The organism is Streptomyces pyxinae (assembly GCF_024756275.1).
GTDB lineage: Bacteria > Actinomycetota > Actinomycetes > Streptomycetales > Streptomycetaceae > Streptomyces > Streptomyces pyxinae.
This window is the reverse complement of sequence record NZ_JANUGQ010000011.1, coordinates 83,678-101,702: the sequence shown is the minus strand read 5'-3', so window position 1 is coordinate 101,702 and position 18,025 is coordinate 83,678. Positions and strand designations below refer to the sequence as shown.

Genomic DNA, 18,025 nt, shown 5'->3' with positions numbered 1-18,025 from the left:
CCGCACCGTCCGGCGGAGGCCCGTACGCCACCACCCGGCCGGAAGCCCCGACACCAGCGCCGGCCACCCCGGCCGGCCCTCCGACAGCACCCGACCAGAACCGGGACCCTCATGCCCCCTGCCGTCCGCTTCGGTGTCAACTACACGCCCCGCCAGGGGTGGTTCCACCACTGGCTCGACTTCGACCTGGACTCGGTGCGCGCCGATCTCGACGCCATCGCCGGGCTCGGGATGGACCACATCCGGGTCTTCCCGCTCTGGCCCTACTTCCAGCCCAACCGGGCCCTGGTCCGCCCGCGCGCCGTGGAACAGCTCGTCGCCCTGGTCGACGCGGCGGCCGAGCGCGGTCTTGACGTCAACACGGACGGGCTCCAGGGCCATCTCTCCAGCTTCGACTTCCTGCCCGCCTGGACCCGCACCTGGCACCGGCGCAACCTCTTCACCGACCCGGAGGTGGTGGACGGCGAGGCGCACTATCTCCGTACCCTCGCCGCCGCGCTGGCCGGCCGGCCGAACTTCCTCGGCATGACGGTCGGCAACGAGATCGCCCAGTTCGCCGCCCCGCCGCACCCCGACCCCGACCCGGCGACCCCGGAGGAGACCGGCCGCTGGCTGGAGCGGATGCTCGCCGCCTGTGCCGAGGGCGCGCCGGACCGGCTCCATCTGCACGCCGAGTACGACGCCGTCTGGTACCAGGACGACCAGCCGTTCACCCCCGCCCAGGCGGCCCGGCTGGGCGCGGTGACCGCCGTCCACTCCTGGGTCTTCAACGGTACGGCGCAGCTGCACGGCCGTACCGGCGCCGCCACCGAGCACCATGCCGCCTATCTGGTGGAGCTGTCCAAGGCGTGGGCCACCGATCCCGCCCGGCCGGTCTGGCTCCAGGAGGTGGGAGCGCCGGCGCCGCTGGTGCCGCCCGAGCACGCCGCCGGGTTCACCCGGGCCACCGTCACCCACGCCCTGGACTGTCCGGATCTGTGGGGCGTCACCTGGTGGTGCTCGCACGACGTCTCCCGGGAGCTGGCCGACTTCCCCGAACTGGAATACGGGCTCGGGCTGTTCACCAGCGAGGGGGTGCTCAAGCCGGCCGGTGCGGTGCTGGCGGAGTTCGTCCGCGAGCGGCGCGCCCGGCCGGCCGCCGCCCCGGCCCCCCGTACCACCGCGCTGGTGGTGGACGCGGGGGACGACGAGACCGCCCCACGCCGCTCGGTCTGCGCGCCCGGTGGCCCGGTCTTCGAGGCGTTCGCCCGGCTCAGCGCCGACGGCGCCCGGCCCACCACCGTGCTGGCGAGCCGGGCCGGAGACCCGGCCCATCTGGCCGCGCGCGGGATCACCGAGACCGTCACCCCGGAGGCGGTCCTCGGCCGCTCCGCCACCGCCCGCCCCGTCGACTCCCCGGCCCTTCGCCCGGCCGTCCCCACCGCCGTTCCGTCCGCCGTTCCCTTCACGCAGAGTACGGAGTCCTCATGAACCAGTCTCCGCACCACCCGAGCCGGCGCACCCTGGTCCTCGGGGCCGGGGCCGCCACCGCCCTGCTGGGCCTCCCCGGCCCGGCCGCGACGGCCGCCACCGCGCAGGCGGCCCGGGCCGGAGCAGGGGCCGCCGCCGCACCCGACACCCCGCCGTACGCCCTCTACTGGTACCCGGACTCACTGCCGGAGGGCACGCCGGGCACGGGCATCACCTGGCGGAGCCTGAAGAGCTGGCGCCCCGCCGACGAACCCGACCTGGAGTTCAACCGGTCCGCCACCCCGCTGGCACCCCGGTTCACCCCGGTCGCCGCCCATCCCTCGGCGCGGGCGGGCCAGGCCCGGATCCAGAGCCTGGTCTCCTTCGGTCCGACCTCCTCGCACCCGGCGCAGGGCGGTCCCACCGCCGCCTCCTACTCCCCCGTCCACTGGTCGCTCCTGGACGAACTGGTCTTCTGGGGCGGTTCGTCGGGCGAGGGACTGATCCTGGCGCCGACCGCGCCGGTGGTGGACGCCGCGCACCAGAACGGGGTGCCGGTGCTCGGCACCGTCTTCCTGCCGCCGGTCGCCTACGGCGGCAGGCTCCAGTGGACCCGGGACCTGGTGCAGCGGGACGCGGCCGGCGGATTCCCGCTCGCCGCCAAGCTGGTGGAGGCGGCCACCGTGCTGGGTTTCGACGGCTGGTTCATCAACGCCGAGACCAGCGGCGGGGACGCAGCGCTCGGCACCGCCATGGTGGCCTTCGTCACCGAGCTGAAGCGCCGGTCGGCCGCCGCCGGGCTCCGGGTCACCTGGTACGACGCCCTGACGGTGCAGGGCTCGGTCTCCTGGCAGGGCGCGCTCAACTCCCGCAACCAGGCGTTCTTCGAGCAGGCCGACTCGATGTTCCTGGACTTCCGCTGGACGCCGGGCACCCTCGCCTCCTCGGCCGATCTGGCCGGGCGGCTGGGCCGGGACCGGTACCAGCTCTCGGCCGGGGTGGACGTGGAGTCGGGCGGCTGGAACACCCGGGTGGACTGGGGCGCGATCCTGCCCGACGGAAAGCCGGCCACCACCTCGTACGCCTTCTACCGCCCCGAGTGGACCTTCCACCAGCTGCCGTCCGGCGCGGGTCCCGCCGAGTTCCACACCGCCGACGACCGCTTCTGGACCGGACGTTCGGCCGACCCGGCCCGGCCGGACCCGGCCGACCCCTGGCGGGCGCCCGCCACCGCCGTGGCCGACCGCTCGGCGGTGACCGGACTGCCCTTCGCGACCACCTTCAACACCGGGCACGGGCTGCGCTGGTACGAGGACGGCGCCGTCACCTCCGACAGTGCCTGGAACCACCTGGGCCTCCAGGACCAACTGCCCGGCCGCCGCTGGACGGTACGCACCTCCGGCCGCCGGCCCGAGGTGGGCTTCGACTTCACGGACGCCTGGCGGGGCGGCAGCAGTCTGCTGGTCCGGGGCGCCTTCGACGCCCCGGCCACCCTGGACCTCTTCACCACCCGGCTGCCGCTGCCCGCCGGGGCGGTGGTGGAGCTGACGCACCGGGCGGACACCGGGGCGGTCACCGTCGAACTGGCCGTCGCCACCCGGGAACCCGCCCGGCCCGGCGACCCGGTCCCGTACACCTGTCTGCCCGTCGCCACCCTGCAGGGAGGCGGCCGGGCCGGCTGGACCACCAGCACGGTGCGGCTCGGCGCGGCCGGGACGGTCCGGGCCCTCGGTGTCCGGCTCACCGCCCGGGGCGGGGCCGCCTGGCGGCTGGGCGCCCTGATGGTGCGGGACGGCTCACCGGTCCGGCCGCCGGCCGCGCCCACCGGGCTCCGGGTGACCGGCGCCGGCGGCGGGGTCGTACGGCTCGGCTGGGACGCCGTGCCGGGCGCCCGCCAGTACACCGTGCACCGGCTGCTCCCGGACGGCGGCCGGCGCTTCCTGGGCGCCACCCGGCAGCGGGCGTACGCGCCGGCCGGCCTCACCCCGCTGCCGGGCGAGAGCGGCGTACGGTTCGAAGTGCGGGCGGTCGGCCCGTACTTCACCGCCTCGGCCCCCGCGACCACCACCCACCCCCGGACCGCCGGGACCCACCCCGACACCGACACGCACCCCCGCACTGACGCTCACCCTCACACCGAAGGCCGCACCCATGCACGATGACCGCACCCTGGTCGAAGCCCGTCTCAAGCGGGTCCTGGACGAGCGCGTCCGCCCGGCCGTGTACCCGCTCTCCGTCCCGCTGGAGGTGTCGGTCTGGCACGCCCCCGGTGAGCCGGTCCCGGTCGCCGAGGGCCTGGCCGCGCCCACCGAGCCGATCGCGGTCGGCAGCCGGTGGGGCGCGCCCTGGGGCACCAGTTGGTTCCGGGTCACCGGGACCGTGCCGGCGGAGTGGGCGGGCCGCACCGTGGAGGCCGTGCTCGACCTGGGCTTCGACGAGAACATGCCGGGCTTCCAGTGCGAGGGCCTCGTCTACCGGCCGGACGGCACCCCGGTGAAAGGCCTCAACCCGCGCAACCAGTGGGTGCGGATCGCCGCGCCCGCCGAGGGCGGGGAGCGGGTGGAGCTGCGGATCGAGGCGGCCTCCAACCCGGTCGTCCTGGACTACCACCCCTTTCTGCCGACTCCCCTCGGGGACAGGGAGACGGCGGGCAGTGAGCCGCAGTACACCCTGACCCGGATGGAGCTGGCCGTCTTCGACGAGACGGTGTGGCAGCTGGTGATGGATCTGGAGGTGCTGGGCGAGCTGATGGCCGAGCTGCCCGCCGACACGCCCCGGCGCTGGGAGATCCTGCGCGCGGTGGGCCGGGCGCTGGACGCGGTGGACCTCCAGGACGTGCCCGGGACGGCCGCCGCGGCCCGCGACTGCCTGGCCGGGGTGCTCGCCGCCCCGGCCGGCCCCTCCGCCCACCGGATCAGCGCGGTGGGCCATGCCCATATCGACTCGGCGTGGCTGTGGCCGCTGCGCGAGACGGTGCGGAAGGTGGCCCGTACCACCTCCAATATGACGGCGCTGCTGGCCGACGAGCCGGAGTTCGTCTTCGCCATGTCCCAGGCCCAGCAGTGGGCGTGGGTGAAGGAGCACCGCCCGGAGGTGTGGGAGAAGGTGGTGGCCGCCGTCGCCGGGGGACGGTTCGTCCCGGCGGGCGGCATGTGGGTGGAGTCCGACACCAATATGCCCGGCTCCGAGGCGATGGCCCGGCAGTTCGTGCACGGAAAGCGGTTCTTCCTGGAGGAGTTCGGCGTCGAGAACGAGGAGGTGTGGCTGCCGGACACCTTCGGTTTCGCGGCGGGTCTCCCCCAGATCATCAGGGCGGCCGGCTCCAAGTGGCTGCTGACCCAGAAGATCTCCTGGTCCCGGACGAACCGCTTTCCGCACCACACCTTCCGCTGGGAGGGCATCGACGGCACCCGGATCTTCACCCACTTCCCGCCGGTGGACACCTACAACTGCTCGATGAAGGGCAGCGAGATCGCCCACGCGGTACGGAACTTCAAGGACAAGGGCGTCGCCCGCCACTCGCTGGCGCCCACCGGCTGGGGCGACGGCGGGGGCGGCACCACCCGGGAGATGGTCGCCAAGGCGGCCCGGCTGCGGGACCTGGAGGGCTCGGCCGCCGTCCGCTGGGAGACGCCCACCGCGTTCTTCGAGCGGGCCGAGGCGGAGCACCCGGAACCGCCGGTCTGGGTGGGTGAACTGTATCTGGAGCTGCACCGGGGGACGCTGACCAGCCAGGCCCGCACCAAGCAGGGCAACCGGCGCAGCGAACACTTGCTGCGCGAGGCCGAGTTGTGGGCCGCCACCGCCGCCGTACGGACCGGTTCCCGCTATCCGTACGAGGAGCTGGACCGGATCTGGAAGACGGTGCTGCTCTACCAGTTCCACGACATCCTGCCCGGCTCGTCCATCGCCTGGGTGCACCGCGAGGCCGAGAAGACCTACGCCCGGGTGGCGGAGGAGCTGACCGGGATCATCGGCGCGGCCCAGCGCGCGCTGGCCGGGGAGGGCGACCGCGCCCTGGTCTTCAACGCCGCCCCCCACCACCGCTCCGGCGTCCCCGCCGGTGGTGCGGCCGTCGCCGCCGGTGACGGCACCGGCACCGTGACCGACCGCCCCGGCGGCGGCTTCACCCTCGACAACGGCCTGCTCCGGGTGGAGATCGACGGCGACGGCCTGGTGGTCTCGGCGTACGACCTCACCGCCGGGCGCGAGGCGGTGGCGCCCGGCACGGCGGCCAACCTCCTCCAACTGCACCCGGACTTCCCCAATATGTGGGACGCCTGGGACGTGGACGAGTTCTACCGCAACGCGGTCACCGATCTCACCGGCGCCGAGTCCGTGGTCCGCGACCCGGCCGGCGGAGTGCGGGTCACCCGCGCCTTCGGCTCCTCCCGGGTCACCCAGCTGCTCACCCTCGCCCCCGGCGCCGGGCGGCTGGACATCGAGACCGAGGTGGACTGGCACGAGACCGAGAAGTTCCTGAAGCTGGCCTTCCCGCTGGATGTGCACGCCGAGCGGTACGCCTCCGAGACCCAGTTCGGCCACTTTCACCGGCCCACCCACACCAACACCAGCTGGGAGGCGGCCAAGTTCGAGGCGTGCAACCACCGCTTCATCCAGCTGGAGGAACCCGGCTTCGGGGTCGCCCTGGTCAATGACTCGACCTACGGCCACGATGTCACCCGTACCGTGCGGGCCTCCGACGGCGGGACGACCACCACGGTCCGGGCCTCCCTGCTGCGCGCCCCGCGCTTCCCGGACCCGCACACCGACCAGGGCGTCCACCGCTTCCGGCACGCCCTGGTGCCCGGCGCCACGGTGGGCGACGCGGTACGCGAGGGCTACCGGCTCAATCTGCCCGAGCGCACGGTCACCGGCGGCGCGGAGGTGGCTCCGCTGGTGACGGTGGACCACGAGGCGGTGGTGGTCACCGCCGTGAAGCTGGCCGACGACGGCAGCGGCGATGTGGTGGTCCGCTGCCACGAGGCCCACGGCGGGCGCGCCACCGCCATCCTGACGGCCGGTTTCGAGGTGGCCGGGGTGACCCCGACCGACCTCCTGGAACGCCCCGTCACCCCCACCACCCCCCTCCGGACCGACGGCCCCGCCGTCACCCTGGCCCTCCGCCCCTTCGAGCTGATCACCCTCCGCTTCCGCCGCCCCTGACCCCTTCCCCGGGGCCGGCCGTCCACCCCGGCCGGCCCCCGGCCCGCCCGCACCGTCCGGCAGGGCGTGCGCGAGGTTCCGGCCCCGCGCACACCTAGATGTCCAGGACCAGCCGACGCGAGGCCGCTCGTGACACGCAGATCATGATGGTGTCGTCAGCGGCTTGCTCCTCGGGGGTGAGGACGGAGTCGCGATGCTCCACCCTGCCCTCGATCACGCTTGTCTCGCAGGAGCCGCAGACTCCCTCCCGGCAGGAGTACGACACCTCGACTCCGGCCTCTTCGACGGCCTCAAGAATCGATTTTCCGGAGGGTACGGTGATCGTCGTCCCCCTCCCCTTCAGCTCCACGGTGAACTGCTCGCCGTTCGCGGGCTGCGTTGCCGCGCTCGGAGCGAACCGTTCGAAGCGCAGCACGTCATCGGGCCAGCTCGCGCACCTCTCCTCGACCGCCTCAAGAAGAGACTCGGGCCCGCAGCAGTAGACGAGCGTGGCGGGGAGGGGACGGCCGAGCAGGGAATCCAGATCCGGGCGCCCGCACTCGTCCTCTGGCACGACCCTGACCCGACCGGGATACCGGGCGGCGAGTTCCTCACGGAAGGCCATGGACGACAGCGACCGGCCGCCGTAGACCAGCTCCCAGCGAGCTCCCCGCCGGTCGGCCTCGCCGAGCATCGAGAGGATCGGGGTGATACCAATTCCTCCGGCGATGAACAGATAGCGGTCGGACGGCTCCAGCGGGAAGCGCTGGAACGGCCCCCGGGCCGTCACCCACGCCCCTTCCACCAGACGGTCGTGCACATGGCGCGAGCCGCCGGCCCCGTTCCGGCTGAGCAGAACCGCGATGCGCCAGACCGGCGAGTCCCGTACGCCCCCGGTCGGCGGGCACAAGGAGTAGTGACGTACCAGCCCCGACGGCAGGTGCAACTCGATGTGCGCGCCCGGGCTCCAGGGGGGAAGAGGCAGCCCGTCCGTCCGCCGCAGTTCGAGGGATGTGACCCCCTCGGCCTCATCGGTGCGGCGCGACACCGCGAGCGGCAGCAGGTCCGCGGAAACTTCTCCGGACATCACAGATCCTTCCCTCGTGGGCGATACGCATGACGGCGATGCCACAGGACCGACAGGGGATCCCGTCAGCTGACGGCGGGTCCGGAGCCTTGCGGGCCGTGCGGGCTGTGCGCGGCGACGGCTTCCGCGACGGCCACGTCCTGGCCGTGCCGGCGGGACATCAGCCCGGCGACGACTCCGTCGATGTTTTCCCCGGAATGGTTCTGGTTGAGTTTGAACGTGGCCTCGATGCGCGTGATGGCCAGTTCCACGCCGATGGTGCCGCGCAGGAGCCGATCGACGAAATCCGCCGGGGCGTCGTCCACCGACCACGGGGTGTCCTGACCCGCCTCATGCCGGTCGACGAGCCCGCGGATCTGGCGGCGGACCCAATCCGGATCGTCATGAACGATCAGGTTCCCGTAGACGTGCGCGGTGATGTAGTTCCAGGTCGGAACTTCGCGGTGGTGCCGGGCGGTGGAGGGATACCAGGTCGGGCTGATGTAGGCATCGGGGCCGCGCACGATGACCAGCGCCTCGTGCGCCGTCTCCGCGCGCCACTGGCCGTTGGCACGGGCCAGATGGCCGAGAAGCGCGCCTTGCTCGCCGGTTTCCCGCTCGTACACGAACGGAAGAAGAGTCGCCAGCATCCCGTGTGGCGTCACGGTGACCAGGTCGGCCGCACCATGACCGGCCAGCAGTTCATGAACGGTTTCCGCTTCAGGGACGAAGTACTCGGGCGTGTACATGACTTTCCCCCAATGTCGCTCCGGGATCATGGGCGGCAGCAGTGATGGTGGTGGGGCCGCGCGGCCGGCTCGTGGCGCCGACGGCTACTCGACCGTGACGGACTTCGCCAGGTCGCGGGGCTTGTCGGTGCCCCGGCCCGGGGCCGGGGCGGTGTGGTGGGCGGGCAGTCGGAGCGGGATGCCCATCAGGGCACTCGGTGGAGAGGTGACGGGGCGCGGCGATCAGGCCGCGGCGGGACTCCGGCCTCGTCGTGCCGCGAGCGCGGAGAAGAGGGAGGCCGCGACGAGGGCGATCAGAAAGGGCTGCAGGGCGTCAGCCGCAGACTCTCCCGACCGGGACCCGCCCAGGAAGAGATAGCCTCCGCCCAGCGCGGCGACCCCGAGCGCTCCGCACAGTTGAGCGTTGGTGCTGATGACCCCGGACAGGTCGGCGGCGTAGCGGTCCGGCAGTACCGAGGTCATCTGGCCGATCAGCGCGTTCGAGCTGATGCCCAGCCCCAGTCCTCCGATCCCCAACAGCAGGAAGAGCGTGAGCCCGGTGCGCTCTCCGGCCACCAGGTAGATCCATACGGACGCGTAGCCGGCGGCCAGGATCACGCAGCCGAGCGCCGGCATGTACGCGCGCCGGTTCTCCGGAATCCGGGCGAGCAGAGGGCCGGCGAGGCCGAAGGCCCCCACCCAGGTCACCATCGCCAGCCCCGCGTAGGCGGGCCCCCGCCCCATGCCCTCCTGAAGATAGATCGCCAGCACGAACAGGAGGGCGAAGTAGGTCATGGTGGTGATGCCATGGGCGACGAGAGACCAGCGGATCGCCGGATGACGCACCACCTGCTCCGCGACGAGGGGCCTTCCGCCGCGTGCGGCACGGAGGCGCTGGCTCCGCCGGAAGAACGCCGCCACCGGAACGCTCGCCGCCAAGGACAACCATGCCCAGACGGGCCACCCCAGGTCCGTGCCGAGCAGCAGCGGCACGATGATCAGCAGGACGGTGGAAGCCAGCAGCACCATCCCGCGGACATCGATGTCCTCGTCCTCCTCGGACGCCTCGTCCCTGGGCATGGTCCTCAGGGCCGCCCACATGAGCACCAGTCCGACCGGCACATTGATGAGGAAGATCGGCCGCCAGCTCGTGCCGAAGAGGTCAGCAGCGATCAGCAGCCCTCCCAGGGTCTGGCCGGCCACCGCGCCGGTGGACAGGGCGATCGCGTAGTACCCCAGTGCCCGGACCCGCTCCTGACCGGTGAAGTACCGCTGGATGCCGCTCAGTACCTGAGGCACCATCAACGCGGCTCCGGCCCCCTGCGCGGAGCGGGCGACGATCAGGAACACGGGCTCGGGGGCCAGCGCGCACGCCAGCGACGCGGCCGTGAAGAGAGCCGTCCCGGCCATGAAGATCCGCCGGTAGCCGTGACTCGCTCCCAGCCGTGCCCCGGTCACGAGGAGGACCGCGTAGGCCACCACATAGCTGGAGACCACCAGACCGGCCTGACCGCCGGAGGCGTGCAGGTCGCTCCGGAACGCGGGCGTGGCGATGTTCGCGATCGCCGTGTCGACGTTGGCGATGAACTGCGCTGCGAGCAGCACCGCGAGCAGCCTCCATCGATGGATGGCGGAACGGGACTCCGGACCGTCCGGTCCGGTGGTCTCCGCCCCGACGGGTGCGGGCGTCGCGCCCGGATCAAGCTGCTTGCGGTGCATGGTGAGGTCCGTCCGTGTGCTCGGGTCAGGCAGTCGGGGTCTTCCGCGGCGACCAGGTCAGCTCCGTGTAGTCGGCGGCGACCGTGTCGGCCTGGCCGAGGGCCTCGGCGTCGTGCGTGGTGGTCAGAGCGACGCACCGGAGCCCCGCCGCCTTCGCCGCGGCGATGCCGGCCGGCGCGTCCTCGAACGCCGTGGCCTGGGACGGATCGACGCCCAACGCCGCGCACCCGGCCAGGAATCCCTCGGGGTCGGGCTTGCCCGTCCGCACGTCCTCGGCCGTGATCACGGCGGAGAAGAGCTGCGCTCCACCGACGTGTTCGAGGAGAGCGAGGGCGTGTTCCCGCAGACCCGACGTGACCACGGCCATCGGGATGCCCTGGGCGTGCAGTTCCTTGACCAGCGCCTCGGCGCCCGGAACGGGATACGGCGGCGGGATGTCGGGACCTTCGAGGTAGCCGACAGCCTCCGCGAAGAGTTCCTCCACGGTGCCGCGGGGGAACTTGTGCACATGGTCGGCCAGCGACTCCTGGCCCCGCCGCCCGACGAACGTGGCGAGCACCGTGTCGTTCACTTCGACCCCGTGGGTGCGGAACAGCCGGGTCCACGCGGCCCGGCTGCGGTGCTCGGTGGCCACCAGGGTGCCGTCCAGGTCGAAGAGTGCCGCCCGGATGCGCAGCGCCCCCGGAGTTGTGTCAGTCACAGAGATTGTCCTTTTTCTCGAATTTCTCGATGTTCTCGATCACGGCCGGCGTTCGTGAGGTACGAGCGTGGCCCCTCGGCGGAGTGAGCCGGCCGACCGGGCGTGGGACCTAGCCCGCGAGCGACGGGTCCAGGTTCCGGTAGTGATGTTGCCAGGGAAGCCGCTCCTGGAATGCCGCGGCCGCGCGTACGACAGCCGCGTCATGGTGCCGGCGTGCGGCGAGCTGCATGCCGACCGGGACGCCGTCGGACGCCCGGCCGACCGGCACGGTGGCGGCGGGGCTGCCGATCAGGTTGAAGGGGCTCGTCATCGACCATCCCACGAAACGGTCGACCTCCTGGCCGGCCACCTGGCGGGGACCGACCGTCGTGCGAGTGGCGTCGTTCGCGATGGCCGTCACGCAGTTGACCGGGCTGACCACGAGGTCGAACGTGTCGAAGAGGTCCTCGAAGGTGTCCAGCACCCGGGTACGCATCAGATCCAGCAGGCGGAATTCGACGGCGCTCATGGCGGCGCCGGTCCGGACACTGTCCAGGTAGGCCGGGTCCACGTCCCTGCCCTGGTCACCCAGGAAGTCGATGCCCTGGGCCTTGCTGACCTCGGCGGACTCCGCGTGACAGAGCGACAGGTACCTGCGCCACTTGGCCGTGAGCTCGGCGTGCGGAACCGGGAGCCTGAACTCCGCCTCCACGACCTCGGCCCCGGCCTCCTTGAGGGCGGACACCGCTCCCCGCACCATGGTCTCGACCTCCGGCTCGACCGGGTAGCCGCCGAGATCGGGGGTGTACGCGACGCGCATGCCCGCCAACGAGGACGAGAGCGCGGCAGCCAGCGGCTCCCCCACCGGGAAGGAGTACGGGTCCCTGGGATGCGGGCCGGACATCAGGTCGAGGCCGAGCACCGCGTCCTGGACCGTACGGGCCAGCGGTGCGTAGCAGACCATGGGGTTCAGCCGCCGGAAGGCGTTCGGCCTGGCGGGCACCGCCACCCGCCCGAAGGTGGTCATCATGGTGAAGACACCACAGAACGCGCCGGGCACCCGCAGCGAGCCCCCCGCGTCCGACCCCTGCGCCAGCGGAACCATTCCGGACGCCACCGCCGCGGCGCTGCCGCCGGACGAACCTCCCGCATTCATCGCCAGATTGAAGGGGGTGGACGCCGGCCCGAACAGCGCGCTGTCCGTGGTCGCCTTGAAGCCGAACTCACAGGTGTTCGTCTTGCCCACCACGATCGCACCGGCGTCCACCAGGCGCTGGACGCACAGGATCGTCTCGTGGGAGATGTCTTCGGCGAACATGCTGGACGCCCGGGTCATCCGGACTCCGCTGACCGGGTCGAGGTCCTTCACGCCGATGGGCACACCGTGCAGCGGGCCCAGCTCGGCTTGTGACATCACCGCCTTCTCGGCCTTCTTCGCGGCGAGCAACGCCTCGTCCGCGCACACGGTCACGAACGCGTTGACCCCGGCGTTGACCTCCTCGATGCGATCCAGGCTCGCGCGCACGATGTCGACGGGCGACACGGCCCGCTGCCTGACCAGGCCGGCAAGCTCTGTCGCGGTCAGTGATGTGAAGTTCTCCATACCGCCCCGTCCTTCCGGGAGTTCGCCTTCATTTACGGACTCGTACTCGCCGATGACGTGTTTCCATCGGCTGTCACGCCCCCAGTGCCAGCCTCATCGAGAACGCACCGAATATCAGGGCGGTGAGTCCGTCGAATATCGCCAGCATGCGGGGAGAACGCACATACCGGAGCAACCGGTGAACGGCTCTTATCCAGACCAGCAGCCAGAGAAGACCCAGCGCCAGGTAGCACACGGCAAGGACGGGCACACCGATTTCCGGGGCGACGCCCCGGGGCACGAACTGCGGCAGGAATGCCATCAGGAATATGCCCACCTTGGGATTCGCCCCGGTGCACATCAGGCCCTGCGCGAAAGCGCGCCGGGGCGACAGGTCCGCCCCCTCCGTCGGCCCGGGCGGCGGCGCTCCCGCCTGCTCCTCCGCGCCGCGCTCGGGGACCGCGTCCACGGATGCGCCGGAGGGCGCGTCACCTCGCCCGCCCCTGGAGCGAAGCACCCGGCGGAGCGCCAGTACCGCCCATACCAGCAGGATGACAGCCCCGGTCCAGCGAAACGCCGCGTAGGTCACCGGACTGGTCGCCAGGAGGGCCGTCAGTCCGGCCACTCCGAGTGCGATCTGCCCGGCTCCGGCTGTGATCATCCCGAGTGCCGCGACCGTCGCCGTGCGCACCGACCGCGTCAGCACCATGTTCGTGATCAGTGCGAGGTCGGGTCCCGGCGTGACGATCACCACCAGGGAGCTGGCCAGGAATGCGACGACGTTGATTGCTACCCCCCGATCGACAGGCTGCGCTCGGCGGCCCGGACGGCCTTGTAGTCCCGCCGCAGCTGCCGGTAGTCGTGGTGGGCCAGAATGACGAAGCCAAAATTCAGACTGTCGACGAGATCCCGGGTGACCGGCACCTGATCGCCGTCGGCCAGGTTCTGTACCGAGAAGTGATGGCTCGGCAGGCTTCGAATGGCCCTGAGCGCGTCCACCCCGCGAACGACACCGGATCGAGGGGCTATGTGAAAGACGCACTGCTGGTGCATGCGCAATTCATAGCTGTCCGGCACTGGTTCCCCGTTCAGCCAGCGTGCGGTCCGGTCGATCTGGCTGTCACCGGTGGCATGACGGTTGAACCGGGGGTGGCCACCGCCGTGCGGGCGGGCGCCCAGCTCGATGAGCAGAGGACCGTCAGAGGTGTCCATCACCTCGACATGAGCCGATCCGAAGCGCATACCGACGGCGTGCAGCACGGCGAACACGTACTCCGCGACCGCCTTGGCGGCCGGGTCGTCGGGCGGCAGCCACCGCATGGAGTCGTACACCGCCATGTGCGGCCCGTTGGACACCTTGTGATAGGCGCAGATGTCGACGATGCCGTGCTTCCCGTCGTGGCTGAAGGTGTCGACCACGTATTCGGTCCCGGTGACGAACTTCTGCACGACGAGCCGGTCGTCCACCTCGCCGAACTGGTTGGTCCGGCCGAGCTGCCGGGCGAACGTCGCCCGCAGGTCGTCTCCGGCGGAGAGCTTGATCACCCCGTCGGTGCTCGCGCTCTTGGGTGGCTTGACCACCAGGTCCGCGCCGGCGAGCCCTTCTCGTTCCCGCCAGGCCATCGCCTCCTCGGCGTCGGACGTGCACAGCTGCGGGATGACCGGCAGACCGGCCGCCGCCACGGCGGCCGCCATCCGGCTCTTGTCGCGCCGCGCTTCCGCGAGTTCGGGCACATTGCACCGTGCGGGCACCACCAGAGGGGCGAGCCGTTCGGCCAGTTCCACGCCCGACTCGCAGCCGGCCAGCACGGCCCGTGGCCGCAGTTCGGTCAGACGGCGGGCGAGGGCGTTCACGTCTCCGCCGTAGTCGATGATGTCGGGAAAGTCCTGCGGCCGGTAGGAAGAGGCGTAGGCCTCCGGCGGGCGGGGCCCGGTGACCACCGCCACCACCGGCACACCACGCGCCCCCAGCGCTTCGGGGAACAGTGCGCCGGACGAGTACGGATCGACGATGACGCACGGCCCCTGGGGCGCGGTCGGACTCTGCTCAGCGCCAGTCATGGTCGAACTTCTCGTTCCTTCTCATTGCGGTTCGTCCGGTGTGCCGCGGACCCGGGACGGGCCGCGGCACACCGTCGTACCGGGGCGGTCAGGACTCGGTGACAGGAGTCGTGATCGACGGGGACAGGGGCCGGTGCTCGCGACTCGTAGCACCTCCGCACACGGCGGCGGCAGCGTACCCGCGGGACACCGGCTGGTCGGGGATGACCGCCGTGACCCGCTTGCCGGTTCTGACCGACGGGATCCTTCCGCGCAGCCGGGCGGTGGCCGTCTTCCGCTCGTGCCAGGGGCAGACGAGCTGGGAGCCGTCCGCCGTCACATCGGCCAGGTGCAGAGGACCCCCGCGATGAGGGCACTGGGCGTTCATGACGAACCCCCGTCCCTTGACCGTCGCGTAGACATAGGCCGTTCCCCCGACGACGACGCAGTTGTCCCGGCCGGCCACGGAGAAGCTCACAACAGGCATGAGCGGTAGTCCCCCACCGAGTGGATCTCGTACACGCACTCGTCGGACAGGATGTCGGCGCCGTGCAAGCGGTTGCGCTTGATGACCACACCTTCGCCGGCCTCGAGTATCAGCGAGGAGTCGAGCCCGCTTTCGAAGCGCATGGTGCCCGAGACGATGTGGCAGAGCTCGTCGCCCTCGTGGCAGTGGGTGTTCGACAACTCGTTGAAGGGCTCGACGAGGTGCGCCACGGGTGCTTCCACTCGGCCCTCGCGAATGGCCTCGTAGACCGGACCGTGCAGCTTCTTGAGCTCCGGCTGGTCGTCCATCCACGAGATCTGCGCGGAGAAGTCGCCGTCGGACACGTCCAGGAGCACGCGGTACTCCTCGATGCCCCGGACGATGTCCGGGATGATCCCCTCACCGTGGGCCTCGATCAGCGGATCGAGAATCTTCTCGCGGGCCATCCGGCCGTGGTGCTGGTCGATGTGGATGTGCTCGGTGAAGTACTCGGTGTCGACGGAATCACCGAAGACCTCGCGCAGCAGACGGTCGGCCCGCCTGCAGAAGTCGACGAGGGAACTCTCCGTGTAGAACAGGGCGCCGACGTACCGGAAGAAGTGCTCGTGGTTCTTGCCGAGGTAGTGGAAGTAGTTGTTCAGCAGCAGGCTGCTGTTGAGGTAGTACTGCCAGTACCGGTGCACGTCCGTCCGCAGGCCGACAGAGGTCAGCGTCCGCTCGAAGAGGGTGCTGTGCTTGGTGTCGTGTACGCCGTAGCCGTACTCGTCGATGATCACCTTGAACCACTCGGACTGGGTGGGCCCGTAGTAGCCGAGCACGTTGCGGAGCATCGGTGACGCTTCCGAGAGGAAGTCGGCCGTGAACTGGACGAGCCACATACGGGCGGCACGCCGGGGATCCGCGGAGCCGAGAATCGCCCGCTCCGCCGGCGACTGCTCGTCGCCCCCGTTCATTTCCAGTGAGTCGAGGTAGCTGTCGAGGCTGGCCTTGGTCCACTTTCCCGAAGTCTCGACCTCGTCGTCGAGAAACCCGAAGGCGTATCGCTCCAGGGCGGGACGGATCTTCTCACCGAGGGCGCGGTTGGAGGGGCTGTAGAAGGCCCGGAAGTCCTCTTCCTTGCCCTTCAGTCCTGACTTGGGGAAGAAGACCAGGTCGGCCTCGTAGATGGTGGTGAGCAGGCGCTGAGCGGCAAGACTCGGGTAGTCGAGGATGTTCTCCCGGCCCGGCACCCTGTCGAAGTCGAGATGGGGAAGGATCTGCGGCCTGAGCTGACGACGGTAGGGATTGTCGTGGTTCTGCCAGTCGTCGGCGTCGAGGTAGATCGGGTTGGTGGCGTACTGGATGATGGCGTCGCGGAGGGCGGCCCCACCGAGCTCGAACGGTACATGCTGCGGCACACGACTCATGGGTCAGTCCTGCTCCCTGGAGAAGAGGTCGTTCGAGTGGGTGACATGGATGTCAAGCGGTCTACGCGCCGGCGCTGAGGGTGAAATCGCTCCACCGGACGTGCAGTGACAGCGTTTCGCCGGCCCTCACCGGGGTCGCCTTGGCCAGCGGAACCCACCCCTGCATCCAGTGGGACCGACCGCCGTTCGGGGCATTACGCAGGGTTATGTCATCGCTCAGGTCCAGCTCGAACCAGACGGCCAGCGCGTGCGCGTCGCCGTCCCCGGTCGCGGTGATGTCGACGGTCCGCGCGTCCGGTTCCAGGGGGTCCACTGCCAGGTCGAACTCCGCGACCGAAACCGTGTCGGACAGGAACTGGTGCGGCCAGGTATCGAGGCGTACGGGGAAGTGTCCTCGCGTGGACAGCTTGTTCAGCAGCGAGACGTCGAATCCGACGGCCGTGGTGACCTGGTTCAGCTGCGATACCGTTTCGCTGCTCACGAGGCGTCCGTGAATACGGGCCGCGGACGGCATCATGATGCCGTCCGGCTTCAGCAGGTGCCTGCGGGCGTGCCGGATGGAGGGAAGCAGCCCTTCCCCGATGAGACCGCAGTCGACGATCTCCGACACCAGCATGTCGACAGGGCCGTCGAGTTCGCGGCCGACCTCCAGCATGGTGGACGGCTTCGCGATCACGGTGACGGCGTCACTGAATCCGTGAGCGTCGATCACCTGCCGGGCGACTTCCGCGAGGAGGGGATTCATCTCGCAGGTGATCACCCGCGCCGCGCCCGCCCGGACGGCTGCCATGGCGAGCAGACCGGTCCCGGAACCGATGTCCAGCACGGTCGCTCCGGCGGGCACCCTCTGCGCCAGAGCCGTGATGAGCGCGTCGTTGCGTTCAGCGTCGTTCAGCATCGCGAAGTGCCAGCGAGGTACGGCTCTCCTGGCGACTCGCGCGAAGAGCGCCGAGTCGCTCTCCTCGTCCTGGACGGTGTCGATGAGCAGACCCGAAGCCTGTTCCGCCACCTCCCTCATCTCCTGTGTCAGAGCTTGTAACGAAGCGTCGATCAAACGTTGTCGAGTGCTCAGGCCCGAAGCCTCGGTCATGCCCGGATCGTCCGCTGTCTTCGGTACTGTGCGCTGCGCGTATCGGGTTTGCCGCATTTGCTGCTGCTCCTCACATGGACTGGCGGGGCAGTCACAGGGCGACGTCCAGCACGAGGCACCTTCGCGTGAAAGGGTGCCCGCCGATGTGACAGGTGGTGCGCGGTATGGCACATGGCACGCGTCATACCCATCGCTCCCCTCAGGCAGCCTCACAGTAACCGACAGACCTGTCGGCATGTCAACGACCCCGTTCCGCTCTCCCGGGACGCCCAGCTCTCTTTATTCACAAGGGATTTGATCAGCGGGCCGGTCATGGACGGCGAGATGGCATGTACGTGCTTATCTACTTGACAGGCAGAACGGTCGTCTTGGAAAGTGGTCTGGACCAGCTGAGACCGAGGTTTTCGTCCCGGTCCGGTGGGCCGGGCGAGTGGCGTCCGGCGCCGCGAGGAGCCGGGACCGCCCCCGGGCCCGTCACGGCCGAGGGGAACCATCGCAAGGCGGCGGACCGGGCGACCTGCGTCCAGGCGCCGGGAGCTCCGACGGGATCCGGACGACAGGCTCTAGACGGGACTGGGCGAAGATGTGACAGGGAAGCGGCGAAGCCGTTCACAGAGATGCCGGGCCCCCGGAT

Annotated in this window: 13 protein-coding genes; 3 read left to right on the top strand and 10 right to left on the bottom strand. The window is 70.7% G+C overall.

Translation table 11 applies throughout. The features are described from left to right. Positions 1-111: 111 nt before the first annotated feature. Genes NX801_RS14880 through NX801_RS14870 form a run of 3 tightly spaced genes read left to right on the top strand, consistent with a single transcriptional unit; the run spans position 112 to position 6,615 of the window. Positions 112-1,470, top strand: a complete 1,359-nt coding sequence (locus NX801_RS14880; protein ID WP_258788182.1) for a glycoside hydrolase 5 family protein — start codon at positions 112-114, stop codon at positions 1,468-1,470. After that, complete coding sequence (locus NX801_RS14875; RefSeq protein ID WP_258788181.1) at positions 1,467-3,611, top strand: endo-beta-N-acetylglucosaminidase; 2,145 nt, start codon at positions 1,467-1,469, stop codon at positions 3,609-3,611. Before NX801_RS14880 ends, NX801_RS14875 begins: the two co-directional genes overlap by 4 nt. Then, entirely contained in the window at positions 3,601-6,615 is a 3,015-nt protein-coding gene (locus NX801_RS14870) for an alpha-mannosidase (protein ID WP_258788180.1), read from the top strand. Before NX801_RS14875 ends, NX801_RS14870 begins: the two co-directional genes overlap by 11 nt. A 94-nt stretch (positions 6,616-6,709) precedes the next feature. On the opposite strand, the gene NX801_RS14865 is transcribed toward NX801_RS14870, so the two are convergent. The 10 genes from NX801_RS14865 to NX801_RS14820 form a co-directional block, all read right to left on the bottom strand. Continuing rightward, positions 6,710-7,681, bottom strand: coding sequence for a PDR/VanB family oxidoreductase (locus NX801_RS14865; protein WP_258788179.1), 972 nt, complete (start codon positions 7,679-7,681; stop codon positions 6,710-6,712). Positions 7,682-7,746: 65 nt separating this feature from the next. Continuing rightward, a complete protein-coding gene (locus NX801_RS14860) occupies positions 7,747-8,409 on the bottom strand; it encodes an FMN-binding negative transcriptional regulator (protein ID WP_258788178.1) in 663 nt (220 codons plus the stop codon). Positions 8,410-8,631: 222 nt separating this feature from the next. Beyond that, positions 8,632-10,107, bottom strand: a complete 1,476-nt coding sequence (locus NX801_RS14855; RefSeq protein ID WP_258788177.1) for an MFS transporter — start codon at positions 10,105-10,107, stop codon at positions 8,632-8,634. A 25-nt stretch (positions 10,108-10,132) separates the two neighbouring features. After that, positions 10,133-10,807, bottom strand: a complete 675-nt coding sequence (locus tag NX801_RS14850; protein ID WP_258788176.1) for an HAD family hydrolase — start codon at positions 10,805-10,807, stop codon at positions 10,133-10,135. 109 nt (positions 10,808-10,916) lie between these two features. After that, on the bottom strand, positions 10,917-12,389 hold the full coding sequence (locus tag NX801_RS14845) for an amidase (protein WP_258788175.1): 1,473 nt from the start codon (positions 12,387-12,389) through the stop codon (positions 10,917-10,919). Between the two features lie 73 nt (positions 12,390-12,462). After that, positions 12,463-13,122 (bottom strand): LysE family translocator, encoded by a 660-nt coding sequence (locus NX801_RS14840; RefSeq protein WP_258788174.1) that lies wholly within the window; start codon positions 13,120-13,122, stop codon positions 12,463-12,465. 35 nt (positions 13,123-13,157) lie between these two features. Beyond that, positions 13,158-14,429 carry an ATP-grasp domain-containing protein gene (locus tag NX801_RS14835; RefSeq protein WP_258788173.1) on the bottom strand — a complete coding sequence of 424 codons (1,272 nt, stop codon included), beginning with the start codon at positions 14,427-14,429 and terminating at the stop codon, positions 13,158-13,160. Between the two features lie 88 nt (positions 14,430-14,517). Further along, on the bottom strand, positions 14,518-14,895 hold the full coding sequence (locus NX801_RS14830) for a Rieske 2Fe-2S domain-containing protein (protein WP_258788172.1): 378 nt from the start codon (positions 14,893-14,895) through the stop codon (positions 14,518-14,520). Further along, positions 14,883-16,301: an iron-containing redox enzyme family protein gene (locus NX801_RS14825; protein WP_258788171.1), complete on the bottom strand. Its 1,419-nt coding sequence runs from the start codon at positions 16,299-16,301 to the stop codon at positions 14,883-14,885. The genes NX801_RS14830 and NX801_RS14825 overlap by 13 nt, the downstream gene beginning before the upstream one ends. A 61-nt stretch (positions 16,302-16,362) precedes the next feature. After that, positions 16,363-17,391 (bottom strand): 50S ribosomal protein L11 methyltransferase, encoded by a 1,029-nt coding sequence (locus NX801_RS14820; protein WP_258788170.1) that lies wholly within the window; start codon positions 17,389-17,391, stop codon positions 16,363-16,365. Positions 17,392-18,025 lie beyond the last annotated feature (634 nt).